Source organism: Acinetobacter sp. ANC 4218, from assembly GCF_002135245.1.
Lineage (GTDB): Bacteria > Pseudomonadota > Gammaproteobacteria > Pseudomonadales > Moraxellaceae > Acinetobacter.
On the sequence record NZ_NEGD01000004.1, the window covers coordinates 93,984 to 105,651 of the forward strand.

An 11,668-nucleotide genomic window follows, 5' to 3' on the forward strand; every position below is an offset into this window, starting at 1 on the left:
GATGAAACCTCAAGTGCGCTTATCCCTTAGGATGAGCAGTCGTTTTTCTCATTAACGTTTGATTGTCATACTGGTGCGAAGTGAGATGGGCTTGTAGCTGAGCCATAAAGTCCATCACAACAACCACTACGATCAGCAAAGATGTACCACCCAAATGGAATGGAATACCAAAAGAACTTTGCAGAATCATTGGCATCAAACAGATGACCGTAATATAAATTGCACCAATGAATGTCAAACGATTAAGAATATGATCTAAGTAACGAGCAGTTTGCTCACCTGGGCGAATACCAGGTACATAAGCTCCGCTGCGTTTCAAGTTCTCTGATACTTCTTTAGGACTGAACACAAGTGCAGTATAGAAATAACAGAAAAAGATAATTAACGCACCGAAGAGCACCAAATACAAAGGTTGTCCAGGCGATAATACCAATGCCAAATCTTGTAGGCTACGCTTTACGATTCCTGCATTTGGATCAGAACTACCCAACCATTGACCTAAACTTGCAGGGAACAGCAATAATGAACTCGCAAAAATTGCTGGAATAACCCCCGCCATATTTAATTTCAATGGCAAATGTGTCTGCTGTGCAGTAAATACGCGACGCCCTTGTTGCTTTTGAGCATAGTTAACCGGTATACGACGTTGTGCCTTTTCAATAAATACAATCGCAGCAAGAACCGCAACTGAAAGTAATGCAAATACAGCCAGACCAATTAAGCTCGATTGACCATTATCCACCGAAGTGAATGCTTGAATTACAATATTTGGCAAACCAGCAACGATACCTGCAAAAATGATCATGGAGATCCCATTACCAACACCACGTTCGGTAATTTGCTCTCCCAACCACATTAAGAACATAGTGCCTGCAACCAATGAAGTTACAGCAGGAATGTAAAAAGCCAGTCCTGAGGTCAAGGTAATTCCTTGGCTAATCAGACCAGCACACATACCAACACCTTGTACCAATGCAAGTAATAACGTGCCGTAACGCGTATATTGATTAATCTTACGCTTACCCTGCTCGCCTTCTTTCTTTAACGCTTCCAGCGAAGGAACGACTGTTGACATCAACTGCACGATAATCGATGCAGAGATATATGGCATGATTCCCAACGCAAGAATTGACATTCGCTCTAATGCTCCGCCAGAGAACATATTAAACAAACCTAAGAAAGTACCTTCATTAGCTTTGAAAAAACGTTCTAAAGCGACATTATCAATACCCGGCAGCGGAATATGTGCTCCTAGTCGAAAGACCAGTAATGCGCCAATCAAAAACATTAATCGACGAATAATTTCACGATATTTCACATGAAATGGCTGGCCTTTCATCATGTTGACATGACCTGAAGAACTAGGAGACATAGACACTAGCGATTACTCCTCGACTTTACCGCCAGCAGCTTCAACAGCAGCTTTAGCGCCTTTAGTCAAAGCAACACCTTGTACAGTGAATGCACGAGTAATATCACCAGAAAGTACGATACGAGCACGAGTCATATCTTTACGTACAACATTGGCAGCTTTTAAAGTTTCAAGTGAAATGATATCACCTTCAACTTTTGCAAGCTCTGATAAACGTACTTCAGCAGTTTTTAAAGCAAGTTGGCTAGTGAAGCCGAATTTAGGTAAACGACGATATAACGCAGTTTGACCACCTTCGAAACCTGGACGTACGCCACCGCTCTTACGTGATTTTTGACCTTTGACACCACGGCCACCAGTCTTACCAACGCCAGAACCGATACCACGGCCTAAACGAAGGTTTTCACGTTTAGCACCTTCTGCAGGTGCAATAGTATTTAAACGCAGAGTCATGGCTTATTCCTCTACACTAACCATATAGTAGACTTGGTTGATCATACCGCGGTTAGAAGGCGTATCTTGCACTTCTACAGTATGACCAATACGACGCAGACCTAAACCTTTGAGGCTAAGCTTGTGATTTTTCAAGCGGTGCGCAGAAGATTTAGTCTGGGTAACTTTAATCGTTTTCATGATTGATTACCCTTGAATTTGTTCTACTGAAAGACCACGTTTCGCAGCGACTTTCTCAGGAGAAGTCATGTCACGCAAACCTTTAAAAGTTGCGTTCACTACGTTAGCAGCGTTTGTAGAACCATAGCATTTTGTCAATACGTTATGTACGCCAACAGCTTCTAGAACTGCACGCATAGCACCACCAGCAATTACACCAGTACCTTCAGAAGCAGGTTGCATGTAAACGCGGCTTGCACCATGACGAGCATTAATAGGGTGTTGTACAGTACCGTTAACAAGCTCAACAGTAATCATGTTACGACGTGCAGCTTCAAGTGCTTTAGAAATAGCAGCTGGAACTTCACGTGCTTTACCACGACCAAAACCTACGCGACCATTACCATCACCCACAACAGTTAATGCTGTGAAAGAGAAGATACGACCACCCTTAACAACTTTGGCTACACGATCAACGGCAACCAGCTTTTCAACAAGACCTTCGTTTTGTTCAACTTTAGCCATGATTAGAACTCCAAGCCGTTTTCACGAGCAGCATCAGCCAAGGCTTTGATACGACCATGATATTTGAAACCAGAACGGTCAAATGCAACTTTAGTTACGCCAGCTGCTTTCGCACGTTCTGCAATTAAAGCACCCACTTTTTGAGCCGCATCAACGTTACCAGTTGTACCAGCACGTAAAGTAGCATCTAAAGTTGAAGCTTGAGCTAAAACTTTGCCACCATCTGCTGAGATAACTTGAGCATAGATGTGACGCGGTGTGCGGTTTACACACAAGCGAGTCGCACCCAATGCACGAATGTGCAAGCGTGTGCTTTTCGCACGACGCAAACGGGATTGTTTCTTTTCGTTCATAAGAACCTCGCGCCTTATTTCTTCTTAGCTTCTTTACGAAGTACAACTTCGTCAGAATAACGAACACCTTTACCTTTATAAGGCTCTGGTGGACGGTAACCACGGATATCTGCAGCAACTTGACCTAAAGCTGCTTTATCAGCAGATTTAAGAATGATTTCAGTCGCTGTAGGAGTTTCAGCAGTTACACCTTCTGGAAGGTTGTAATCAATCGGGTGAGAGAAACCAAGGTTAAGGTTAACAACGTTACCTTTAACCGCAGCTTTATACCCAACACCGATAAGTTGTAACTTGCGTTCGAAACCTTCGCTAACACCTTTTACAAGGTTGTTTAACACAGCGCGAGCAGTACCAGCTTGCATCCAAGCGTCTTTCGACTCAGCTTTAGGAGCAATTTGAAGTTGACCTTCTTCCTGTTTTAGCTCGACCAGCGCATGCAGGTTGAAAGACAATGTACCTTTGCTGCCTTTCACTTCGACCTGCCGGCCGTTCTGAGTAACTGTTACACCGTTAGGTACAGTTACTGGGGCTTTAGCCACACGAGACATGAGGAATCACCTATTAAGAAACAAAAGCAATAACTTCACCACCGATGCCCGCAGCACGTGCAGCGCGATCAGTCATGATGCCTTTGCTTGTAGAAACAATTGCAATACCTAAACCTTGCTTAACGCTAGGAAGTGCATCTTTACCGCGATACTGGCGTAGACCTGGACGGCTTACACGTTTCACAGTTTCGATAACTGGTTTGCCTTCAAAATATTTTAACGTAAGTGTTAAAGTTGGTTTGCCTTCAGCATCTGCAACTTCTACGTTTGAAATATAACCTTCTTGTTGAAGTACGTTTGCAATTGCAACCTTCAACTTAGAATTTGGCATAGAAACAGTTTGTTTCTTTGCCATTTGTGCGTTACGAACACGGGTTAACATGTCGGCAACGGTATCTTGCATACTCATTTATAGTGCTCCTTACCAGCTTGCCTTAACAACGCCCGGTACATCACCTTGCATTACTGTATCGCGTAATTTGTTACGGCTTAAACCGAACTTACGGAAGTAACCATGAGGACGACCAGTTAAACCACAACGGTTACGTAGACGTACTGGAGACGCATTACGTGGTAATGCCTGTAACTTCATCATCGCATCGAAACGTTCTTCGTCGCTCGCATTTACATTTGCAATCGTAGCTTTTAATTCAGCACGTTTTGCAGCAAATTTAGCAACTGTTTTTTCGCGTTTCAATTCGCGATTAATCATACCTTTCTTAGCCATATCGACCTCTTATTTGAACGGGAAGCCGAATGCACGCATAAGCGCACGGCCTTCGTCATCGGTGCGAGCAGTCGTAGTAATGGTAATGTCCATACCACGAATACGATCAATCTTATCGAAATCGATTTCAGGGAACATGATTTGTTCCTTCAAACCCATCGAATAGTTACCACGACCATCAAATGATTTCGCAGAAAAACCGCGGAAGTCACGAATACGAGGGATCGCGATAGAGATCAAACGGTCTAAGAATTCGTACATTTGTTCGCCGCGTAAAGTAACTTTACAACCAATCGGCCAACCATCACGGATTTTGAAACCAGCGATTGATTTGCGAGCTAGAGTAAGAACTGGTTTTTGACCAGCAATCGCTTGCATATCAGAAAGAGCGCCATCTAACAATTTCTTGTCAGCTGATGCTGCACCAACACCCATGTTAATGGTGATTTTAGTGATGCGAGGAATCTCCATCACATTTTTAACGCCCAATTGCTCTTGTAACTGAGCTTTAAGTACGTCGTTGTAACGTGTTTTAAGTCTGGCCATTGCCTATTTCAACCTATTACTTCGCTACCGCCACTGATTCACCATTAGATTTGTAAACGCGAGTTTTCACGCCTTCAATCGTTTGGTAACCAACACGGTCAGCCTTTTGGGTTGTAGCATTAAAAATTGCCACGTTTGAGATATGAAGCTCAGCTTCTTGAGTTACGATGCCGCCTTCAGCGCCAGTAGCTCGGTTAGGCTTTTGATGCTTCTTCACCAAGTTAAGGCCTTCAACCTTAACGCGGTCATTAGAAACTGACAATACAGTACCCTGTTTGCCTTTTTCTTTACCTGCGATCACAATTACTTGATCGCCTTTTTTAATCTTAGCCATGAGTGCCTCTTATAGAACTTCAGGAGCCAATGAAATGATTTTCATGAACTGTTCAGTACGAAGTTCACGAGTCACTGGTCCGAAAATACGAGTTGCAATCGGCGCTTTGTTGTTGTTCAAAATTACAGCAGCGTTATCGTCGAAACGAATCACTGAACCGTCTGGACGACGGATACCAAATTTTGTACGTACAACTACAGCATTCATCACGTCACCTTTTTTAACACGTGCGCGTGGAATAGCTTCTTTTACAGTAACTTTAATAATGTCGCCAACAGAAGCATAACGACGATGTGAACCACCAAGTACTTTAATACATTGTACGCGGCGAGCACCACTGTTGTCTGCTACGTCGAGCATACTTTCGGTTTGAATCATTGCCCTACTCCAAAACCGAGCATCACCGGTCACATTTCGAAAGGCTCAAAGAGTACTCGAAATTAACCGATGATGCAACAAGAACGTCTAATTACTCAGCAGCTGCTTCAATCACTTCAACTAAAGTCCAAGACTTAGTTTTAGAAATTGGGCGGCTTTCTTTAATGGTCACTACGTCGCCAGTTTTAGCAACATTGTTCTCATCATGAGCGTGTAATTTAGTTGAACGGCGGATTGATTTGCCATACAACGGGTGTTGAACGCGGCGTTCAATAAGCACAACAATAGACTTGTCCATTTTGTCGCTTACAACTTTACCGGTTAACGTGCGAACTGTTTGTTCACTCATTGTCCGTTCCCCTGTTTTTCGGTAAGGAGTGTCTTGATACGAGCAATAGTCTTACGAGTAAGCGCAACTTCATGCGATTTACCCAATTGACCAGTTGCCTTAGCCATACGAAGACGGAATTGGTTAAGCTGTTGCTCATCAAGCAAAGCTGTCAACTCTTCTACCGATTTTTCACGTAGATCTTTAGTTTTCATTACATTACCGTCCGAGTCACGATAGTGGTTTTAAACGGAAGTTTAGCAGCTGCAAGCGTAAATGCTTCACGAGCCAATTCTTCGTTAACACCATCAATTTCGTACAAGACTTTACCTGGTTTGATTTGGCAAACCCAGTATTCCACAGAACCTTTACCTTTACCCATACGAACTTCTAATGGTTTTTCAGTAATTGGCTTGTCCGGGAAAACACGGATAAAGATCTTACCACCACGTTTAATACGACGGCTAATTGTACGACGCGCAGCTTCAATTTGACGCGCAGTCATTTGACCACGTTCAATAGATTTAAGTGCGATAGTACCGAAAGATACTGTGCTACCACGGTGTGCTAGACCAGTGTTACGGCCTTTTTGCACTTTGCGGAATTTAGTACGTTTAGGTTGCAACATGGATTATTCTCCTTTTTCAGCAGAACGATCATTGCGACGACCACGACGCTCTTGACCTTCACCACGACCGCGACCGCGTTTAGCTGGACGTTCTTCAGCAGGAGCAGGGTTCATGACTTGTTTCATGCCACCTAAAATCTCACCACGGAAAATCCAAACTTTAACACCAATCGTACCGTAAGTAGTTTCAGCACGCATAGTAGCGTAGTCGATGTCTGCACGAAGCGTATGCAAAGGTACACGACCTTCACGATACCACTCAGTACGAGCAATCTCAGCACCACCTAAACGACCAGAAACTTCAACTTTGATACCTTTAGCACCAGCACGCATAGTGTTTTGAACCGCACGCTTCATAGCACGACGGAACATTACACGTTTCTCTAATTGAGAAGCGATCGCTTCAGCAACTAAACGAGCGTCTAAGTCTGGGCGATCGATTTCGTTGATGCTTACTTGCGCAGGAACACCCATAATAGATGTTAATTCGCGTTGTAATTTCTCAATGTCTTCGCCTTTTTTACCGATAACGATACCAGGACGAGCAGTGCTAATAGTAATTTTAGCAGCGCCTGTAGGACGTTCGATAAGAATATTGCTGATCATTGCATTCTTAAGTTTTTTAATTAAAAACTCACGAACTTGCAAATCTTTAAGCAAGTATTCAGCGTATTGTTTCGGATTCGCATACCAGTTAGCGTTATGACGTTTCACAACACCTAGGCGGATACCGATTGGATGAACCTTCTGACCCATATCAAACCCCTACCTTAACGGTGATGTGACAAGTACGCTTAGTAATACGATCTGCACGGCCTTTAGCACGTGGCATAATACGTTTAAGGCTGATGCCTTCATCAACGTAAATCGTAGATACTGTAAGGTCGTCTACATCTAAACTGTTATTATGTTCAGCGTTTGCAATCGCAGATTCCAACGCTTTTTTAACTAAAACTGCAGCTTTTTTGTTGCTGAAGTTCAAGATATTTAAAGCGTGAGCAACAGATTTGCCACGGATCAGATCTGCAACCAAACGTGCTTTTTGTGCCGAGATAGCGGCACCGCGTAATTTAGCAGTAACTTCCATCATCGCACCTTAACGTTTAGATTTCTTGTCAACACCGTGACCACGATAGGTACGAGTTGGCGCGAATTCACCGAGTTTATGACCAACCATATGTTCAGATACAATCACTGGAACATGGTTACGACCATTATGAACAGAAATTGTTAGACCAACAAAATCTGGGAGAATCATCGAACGACGCGACCAAGTTTTGATCGGCTTGCGAGAGTTACTCGCTACAGCCGCTTCAACCTTAGCGAACAAGTGCGCATCGACGAATGGGCCTTTTTTCAGAGAACGAGGCATTGTCAGATTCCTTTACTTGTTACTTAACGCGACGGTCGCGAATAATCATCTTAGTCGTACGCTTGTTGGTACGTGTCTTGTACCCTTTAGCTTTTTGACCCCATGGGCTTACAGGTTGAATACCTTTGTTACGCCCTTCACCACCACCGTGTGGATGGTCAACTGGGTTCATCGCCATACCACGAACGGTAGGACGAACACCACGCCAGCGTGATGCACCAGCTTTACCTAGTGAACGAAGGTTGCTTTCTGAGTTAGAAACTTCACCCAAAACAGCACGGCATTCAACGTGAATTTTACGCATTTCACCAGAACGTAAACGAACGATAGCGTAAGAACCGTCACGACCCAACAACTGAACAGAAGTACCAGCTGAACGAGCTAATTGCGCGCCTTTACCGATTTTAAGCTCGATGTTGTGAAGAGTAGAACCGATAGGCATGTTGCGAAGTGGCAAGCAGTTACCTGGACGAATTGGAGCATCGTTACCAGATTGTACTTTATCACCAGCACGCAAACCTTTAGGCGCAATGATGTAACGACGTTCACCGTCAGCATATTTCAATAAAGCAATATGAGCTGTACGGTTAGGATCGTATTCAATACGTTCAACTACAGCTGGAATGCCGTCTTTGTTACGTTTGAAGTCAACGATACGGTAGTGTTGTTTATGACCACCACCAACGTGACGAGTTGTAATGTGACCGTTGTTATTACGACCACCAGTACGTTTTTTAGCTTCAACCAACGGAGCATAAGGCGCGCCTTTGTGAAGATGGTCGTGAACGACTTTCTCTACAAAGCGACGTCCTGGTGACGTTGGCTTACATTTTTGAATAGGCATAATTCTCGTCCTTATTCCGCTGCGCTTTCAGCGGTATCGCCCAAGTCAGCCATTTCAACATCTTGGCCAGCTTTCAGGGTGACGTATGCTTTTTTAACATCAGAACGACGTCCTAATGTTTTACCAAAGCGTTTAGTCTTACCTTTAGTGATCGTTGTGTTAACTTTAACAACTTGAACACCAAAGAGTTGTTCCACTGCTTTTTTGATTTCAAGTTTGTTTGCATTTAATGCAACTTTAAAAACTTGAACACCAGCAGTTTCACCTAAAACTTGTGCTTTTTCTGAGAATACAGGTCCTTGCAGGACTTGATAGATACGTTCGTTGTTCATCCGAGTTCTACCTCAATTTTCTTAGCAGCAGCTACAGACATAACAACTTTGTCGAACGCGATCAAGCTAACAGGATCAATTGCAGCAGCATCAACCACATCAACGTGTGGAATGTTGCGCGCAGCAAGATACAAGTTCTCATCAACAGCATCAGTAACGATTAATGCACGAGTAGCATTCAAGTCGTTAAGTTTTGCAAGCAACTCTTTAGTTTTTGGAGCAGCAACAGCAAACTCTTCAACTAAAACCAAGCGATCTTGACGAACAAGTTCAGCCAGGATGCATTGCATAGCACCGCGGTACATTTTACGGTTAACTTTTTGAGACCAATCTTGTGGACGAGCAGCAAAAGTTTTACCACCACCTACCCAGATCGGGCTACGAATAGAACCAGCACGCGCACGGCCAGTACCTTTTTGACGGAATGGCTTTTTACCACCGCCAGATACGTCAGCACGTGATTTCTGAGCTTTCGAGCCTTGACGACCACCAGCTAAGTAAGCTGTAACAACTTGGTGTACAAGAGCTTCGTTAAATTCACGACCGAAAGCAACTTCAGATAATTCAACAGCAGAGCCGGAAACAGTATTTAAATTCACGTTATTTCCCCTCAGGCCTTGATCGTAGGACGAACAGTTACGTCGCCACCAGTAGCACCAGGAACCGCGCCTTTAACAACCAGAACTGAACGTTCAGCGTCGATAGCAACGATTTCAAGACCCTGTGTAGTTACGCGTTCAGCACCTAAATGGCCAGCCATTTTTTTGCCTTTGAACACGCGACCAGGAGTCTGGTTTTGACCTGTAGAACCTAGAACACGGTGAGAAACAGAGTTACCGTGAGTAGCGTCTTGAGTACGGAAGTTCCAACGCTTAACACCACCTTGGAAGCCTTTACCTTTAGACTGGCCAGTTACGTCAACAATTTGACCTACTGTAAACAGATCTACACCGATAGTAGCGCCAACTTCACGACCTTCAAGCTCAGCTTCTGATACGCGGAATTCCTGAACCAGACGACCAGCAGCAACACCCGCTTTAGCAAAGTGACCTTTCTGAGCGTTAGTTACGCGAGATTCGCGACGTTCACCAGTAGTGATTTGAATCGCTTGATAACCATCAGTTTCAAGCGTTTTGATTTGAGTGATGCGGTTAGGATCAACCTCAATCACTGTTACAGGTACAGAAACACCAGCATCTGTAAAGATACGAGTCATACCGCACTTGCGACCGACTAAACCAATAGCCATGTGCATAAACCTCTAAAAAAGCGGCCTAATTAACTTAGAGCGTTAATTAACCGAAAGCCTTAACCCAAAGCGATCTGAACATCAACACCAGCTGCAAGATCCAACTTCATCAATGCATCAACAGTTTTATCTGTAGGTTGAACGATGTCGATCAAACGTTTGTAAGTGCGGATCTCGTATTGGTCACGCGCATCTTTGTTAACGTGTGGTGATGTTAAAACGTTGAAACGTTCGATGCGAGTAGGCATCGGGATTGGACCACACACTTGTGCGCCAGTACGTTTTGCTGTTTCTACGATCTCTTGAGCTGATTGATCAATTAAACGGTGATCAAAAGACTTAAGACGGATACGAATTCTCTGGTTAGACATACCAGTTAACTCCAAGCCAAATATATATAAAGAATCACTCTTGACGCATCTCACCCCACTTTATGTGGGCAAGTGTCAAGAGCAGTGAATTATCACTAAGGTCATGATCGATGCCACGACTGTCACGATGTTAACTACTTTATTCGTAGCCAACCCCCTTTCATCAAAGGGTCGCCCATTATAGCGATTGTTTAACGCTTAAGCAAATCCCTTTTTAACTTTTTCCTCTTTTTTTCTGTTTATCCTTTTAGTGTTTTGTTTAAAAATAACTCAGCATGCAGTTTTTTGTAAAACGTACTCTATCGCTTGGTTTAGTATTTGATTTCCTTTAATAAAGTCACTTTTTGACATACTTTTTAATTGACGTTCCGTTTGCACATATTGACCGGAAAAGCTCTCTAACTCTTCATCATTTTCTAAAAACAGTTGCAGTACCTCTGGGGTTATTTCAGGATGAAATTGAAATCCCAAGACATTTTTTCCAATTTGATACATTTGATTGCGACAGGCATCATTTTCCGCCAGATGAATAGCGCCTTTCGGGATTTCAAAGGTTTCACTGTGCCATTGCATGACCTTAAACTGTTCTGGCAACTCAAAACACTCTTCAGACACATGTTTCACCTTACGTACCTCTGTCAAACCTAACTCCTGCTGTTCATTGCGCCTGACTGCCGCCCCCAAAGCATTGGCAATCAATTGCCCGCCCAGACACAAACCAATGGCCGGTTTACCCATAGATAAATAACGCCTGATCCAGCGCTTTTCTACTTTTAACCAGGGATAATTTGCTTCATCATTAACACTCATTGTTCCCCCCATAATGATAAGCAAATCTACATCTTCCACTTGCGGCAAAGCCTCGATATCAAGTGGTCGATCTACAGGTAAGGCAAAAAATTCCGTTGCGGTAATTTTAGCGTGATGCTGTTTTAAGAATTGATAACAACTGCCGAACCCTTCACCAGCAATATGCTGAAAATAATGTACTCTTAAATGCGACTTCATGCGCCTCCGCCTATTGTTTTAGCTCTGCCATAGTTTTAGCAAGAATGAAGCCAACTTTAGGCGTGAATTAAGGTTTCTATACATTTCGGCATTTATATAGCCTAATCTGCGTGTTTCTCTTAAGCTAAGACTAATTTTGGT

Annotated in this window: 22 protein-coding genes and 1 pseudogene; all 23 read right to left on the reverse strand. The window is 43.4% G+C overall.

Annotation, left to right across the window (positions count from 1 at the left end; all coding sequences use genetic code 11):
• Positions 1-19: 19 nt before the first annotated feature.
• The gene (secY, locus tag B9T38_RS05110) at positions 20-1,339 is read right to left on the reverse strand and encodes a preprotein translocase subunit SecY (protein ID WP_171263179.1); all 1,320 of its coding nucleotides are present in this window, start codon (positions 1,337-1,339) and stop codon (positions 20-22) included.
• Between the two features lie 45 nt (positions 1,340-1,384).
• Complete coding sequence (gene rplO, locus B9T38_RS05115; RefSeq protein ID WP_086195762.1) at positions 1,385-1,825, reverse strand: 50S ribosomal protein L15; 441 nt, start codon at positions 1,823-1,825, stop codon at positions 1,385-1,387.
• Between the two features lie 3 nt (positions 1,826-1,828).
• Complete coding sequence (gene rpmD / locus B9T38_RS05120; protein WP_067762901.1) at positions 1,829-2,005, reverse strand: 50S ribosomal protein L30; 177 nt, start codon at positions 2,003-2,005, stop codon at positions 1,829-1,831.
• Between the two features lie 6 nt (positions 2,006-2,011).
• A complete protein-coding gene (rpsE, locus tag B9T38_RS05125; protein WP_086195763.1) occupies positions 2,012-2,509 on the reverse strand; it encodes a 30S ribosomal protein S5 in 498 nt (165 codons plus the stop codon).
• A 2-nt stretch (positions 2,510-2,511) separates the two neighbouring features.
• Positions 2,512-2,862: a 50S ribosomal protein L18 gene (rplR, locus tag B9T38_RS05130; RefSeq protein WP_086195764.1), complete on the reverse strand. Its 351-nt coding sequence runs from the start codon at positions 2,860-2,862 to the stop codon at positions 2,512-2,514.
• A gap of 14 nt (positions 2,863-2,876) precedes the next feature.
• On the reverse strand, positions 2,877-3,410 hold the full coding sequence (gene rplF, locus B9T38_RS05135) for a 50S ribosomal protein L6 (protein ID WP_086195765.1): 534 nt from the start codon (positions 3,408-3,410) through the stop codon (positions 2,877-2,879).
• A 13-nt stretch (positions 3,411-3,423) separates the two neighbouring features.
• Positions 3,424-3,819, reverse strand: coding sequence for a 30S ribosomal protein S8 (gene rpsH, locus B9T38_RS05140; RefSeq protein WP_086195766.1), 396 nt, complete (start codon positions 3,817-3,819; stop codon positions 3,424-3,426).
• Between the two features lie 12 nt (positions 3,820-3,831).
• Entirely contained in the window at positions 3,832-4,137 is a 306-nt protein-coding gene (rpsN, locus tag B9T38_RS05145; protein ID WP_086174452.1) for a 30S ribosomal protein S14, read from the reverse strand.
• Between the two features lie 9 nt (positions 4,138-4,146).
• Positions 4,147-4,683, reverse strand: coding sequence for a 50S ribosomal protein L5 (gene rplE, locus B9T38_RS05150; protein ID WP_086195767.1), 537 nt, complete (start codon positions 4,681-4,683; stop codon positions 4,147-4,149).
• 16 nt (positions 4,684-4,699) lie between these two features.
• Complete coding sequence (gene rplX, locus B9T38_RS05155; protein ID WP_086195768.1) at positions 4,700-5,017, reverse strand: 50S ribosomal protein L24; 318 nt, start codon at positions 5,015-5,017, stop codon at positions 4,700-4,702.
• A 9-nt stretch (positions 5,018-5,026) separates the two neighbouring features.
• The gene (rplN, locus tag B9T38_RS05160) at positions 5,027-5,395 is read right to left on the reverse strand and encodes a 50S ribosomal protein L14 (protein ID WP_004657680.1); all 369 of its coding nucleotides are present in this window, start codon (positions 5,393-5,395) and stop codon (positions 5,027-5,029) included.
• Between the two features lie 91 nt (positions 5,396-5,486).
• Positions 5,487-5,744 carry a 30S ribosomal protein S17 gene (gene rpsQ, locus B9T38_RS05165; RefSeq protein ID WP_086195769.1) on the reverse strand — a complete coding sequence of 86 codons (258 nt, stop codon included), beginning with the start codon at positions 5,742-5,744 and terminating at the stop codon, positions 5,487-5,489.
• Complete coding sequence (gene rpmC, locus B9T38_RS05170) at positions 5,741-5,938, reverse strand: 50S ribosomal protein L29 (RefSeq protein ID WP_004650482.1); 198 nt, start codon at positions 5,936-5,938, stop codon at positions 5,741-5,743. The genes rpsQ and rpmC overlap by 4 nt, the downstream gene beginning before the upstream one ends.
• Positions 5,938-6,351 (reverse strand): 50S ribosomal protein L16, encoded by a 414-nt coding sequence (rplP, locus tag B9T38_RS05175; RefSeq protein WP_067669331.1) that lies wholly within the window; start codon positions 6,349-6,351, stop codon positions 5,938-5,940. The genes rpmC and rplP overlap by 1 nt, the downstream gene beginning before the upstream one ends.
• A pseudogene (gene rpsC / locus B9T38_RS05180) lies at positions 6,291-7,107 on the reverse strand (30S ribosomal protein S3). The gene rplP and the pseudogene rpsC overlap by 61 nt, the downstream one beginning before the upstream one ends.
• A gap of 1 nt (position 7,108) precedes the next feature.
• Complete coding sequence (gene rplV, locus B9T38_RS05185) at positions 7,109-7,438, reverse strand: 50S ribosomal protein L22 (RefSeq protein ID WP_086195771.1); 330 nt, start codon at positions 7,436-7,438, stop codon at positions 7,109-7,111.
• A 9-nt stretch (positions 7,439-7,447) separates the two neighbouring features.
• A complete protein-coding gene (rpsS, locus tag B9T38_RS05190) occupies positions 7,448-7,723 on the reverse strand; it encodes a 30S ribosomal protein S19 (protein ID WP_004869548.1) in 276 nt (91 codons plus the stop codon).
• A 19-nt stretch (positions 7,724-7,742) separates the two neighbouring features.
• The gene (gene rplB, locus B9T38_RS05195) at positions 7,743-8,567 is read right to left on the reverse strand and encodes a 50S ribosomal protein L2 (protein ID WP_086195772.1); all 825 of its coding nucleotides are present in this window, start codon (positions 8,565-8,567) and stop codon (positions 7,743-7,745) included.
• An 11-nt stretch (positions 8,568-8,578) separates the two neighbouring features.
• Positions 8,579-8,899: a 50S ribosomal protein L23 gene (gene rplW, locus B9T38_RS05200; protein WP_086195773.1), complete on the reverse strand. Its 321-nt coding sequence runs from the start codon at positions 8,897-8,899 to the stop codon at positions 8,579-8,581.
• Entirely contained in the window at positions 8,896-9,498 is a 603-nt protein-coding gene (gene rplD / locus B9T38_RS05205; RefSeq protein ID WP_086195774.1) for a 50S ribosomal protein L4, read from the reverse strand. Before rplD ends, rplW begins: the two co-directional genes overlap by 4 nt.
• 11 nt (positions 9,499-9,509) lie before the next feature.
• Positions 9,510-10,148, reverse strand: a complete 639-nt coding sequence (gene rplC / locus B9T38_RS05210) for a 50S ribosomal protein L3 (protein ID WP_086195775.1) — start codon at positions 10,146-10,148, stop codon at positions 9,510-9,512.
• Between the two features lie 59 nt (positions 10,149-10,207).
• Complete coding sequence (gene rpsJ, locus B9T38_RS05215) at positions 10,208-10,519, reverse strand: 30S ribosomal protein S10 (RefSeq protein WP_000070912.1); 312 nt, start codon at positions 10,517-10,519, stop codon at positions 10,208-10,210.
• A gap of 270 nt (positions 10,520-10,789) precedes the next feature.
• Positions 10,790-11,527 (reverse strand): type 1 glutamine amidotransferase, encoded by a 738-nt coding sequence (locus B9T38_RS05220; protein WP_086195776.1) that lies wholly within the window; start codon positions 11,525-11,527, stop codon positions 10,790-10,792.
• Between the last annotated feature and the right edge of the window lie 141 nt (positions 11,528-11,668).

Excerpts from the sequence above, each read along its gene's own strand:
- rpsE (WP_086195763.1), bottom strand. The coding sequence starts at position 2,509 with ATGGCTAAAGTTGAACAAAACGAAGGTCTTGTTGAAAAGCTGGTTGCC.
- rplE (WP_086195767.1), bottom strand. The coding sequence starts at position 4,683 with ATGGCCAGACTTAAAACACGTTACAACGACGTACTTAAAGCTCAGTTA.
- rplV (WP_086195771.1), bottom strand. The coding sequence starts at position 7,438 with ATGGAAGTTACTGCTAAATTACGCGGTGCCGCTATCTCGGCACAAAAA.
- rplC (WP_086195775.1), bottom strand. The coding sequence starts at position 10,148 with ATGGCTATTGGTTTAGTCGGTCGCAAGTGCGGTATGACTCGTATCTTT.
- rplP (WP_067669331.1), bottom strand. The coding sequence starts at position 6,351 with ATGTTGCAACCTAAACGTACTAAATTCCGCAAAGTGCAAAAAGGCCGT.
- rplN (WP_004657680.1), bottom strand. The coding sequence starts at position 5,395 with ATGATTCAAACCGAAAGTATGCTCGACGTAGCAGACAACAGTGGTGCT.
- rplW (WP_086195773.1), bottom strand. The coding sequence starts at position 8,899 with ATGAACAACGAACGTATCTATCAAGTCCTGCAAGGACCTGTATTCTCA.
- rpmC (WP_004650482.1), bottom strand. The coding sequence starts at position 5,938 with ATGAAAACTAAAGATCTACGTGAAAAATCGGTAGAAGAGTTGACAGCT.
- rpmD (WP_067762901.1), bottom strand. The coding sequence starts at position 2,005 with ATGAAAACGATTAAAGTTACCCAGACTAAATCTTCTGCGCACCGCTTG.
- secY (WP_171263179.1), bottom strand. The coding sequence starts at position 1,339 with ATGAAAGGCCAGCCATTTCATGTGAAATATCGTGAAATTATTCGTCGA.
- rpsQ (WP_086195769.1), bottom strand. The coding sequence starts at position 5,744 with ATGAGTGAACAAACAGTTCGCACGTTAACCGGTAAAGTTGTAAGCGAC.
- B9T38_RS05220 (WP_086195776.1), bottom strand. The coding sequence starts at position 11,527 with ATGAAGTCGCATTTAAGAGTACATTATTTTCAGCATATTGCTGGTGAA.
- rpsH (WP_086195766.1), bottom strand. The coding sequence starts at position 3,819 with ATGAGTATGCAAGATACCGTTGCCGACATGTTAACCCGTGTTCGTAAC.
- rplX (WP_086195768.1), bottom strand. The coding sequence starts at position 5,017 with ATGGCTAAGATTAAAAAAGGCGATCAAGTAATTGTGATCGCAGGTAAA.
- rpsN (WP_086174452.1), bottom strand. The coding sequence starts at position 4,137 with ATGGCTAAGAAAGGTATGATTAATCGCGAATTGAAACGCGAAAAAACA.
- rplO (WP_086195762.1), bottom strand. The coding sequence starts at position 1,825 with ATGACTCTGCGTTTAAATACTATTGCACCTGCAGAAGGTGCTAAACGT.
- rplR (WP_086195764.1), bottom strand. The coding sequence starts at position 2,862 with ATGAACGAAAAGAAACAATCCCGTTTGCGTCGTGCGAAAAGCACACGC.
- rpsJ (WP_000070912.1), bottom strand. The coding sequence starts at position 10,519 with ATGTCTAACCAGAGAATTCGTATCCGTCTTAAGTCTTTTGATCACCGT.
- rplB (WP_086195772.1), bottom strand. The coding sequence starts at position 8,567 with ATGCCTATTCAAAAATGTAAGCCAACGTCACCAGGACGTCGCTTTGTA.
- rplF (WP_086195765.1), bottom strand. The coding sequence starts at position 3,410 with ATGTCTCGTGTGGCTAAAGCCCCAGTAACTGTACCTAACGGTGTAACA.
- rpsS (WP_004869548.1), bottom strand. The coding sequence starts at position 7,723 with ATGCCTCGTTCTCTGAAAAAAGGCCCATTCGTCGATGCGCACTTGTTC.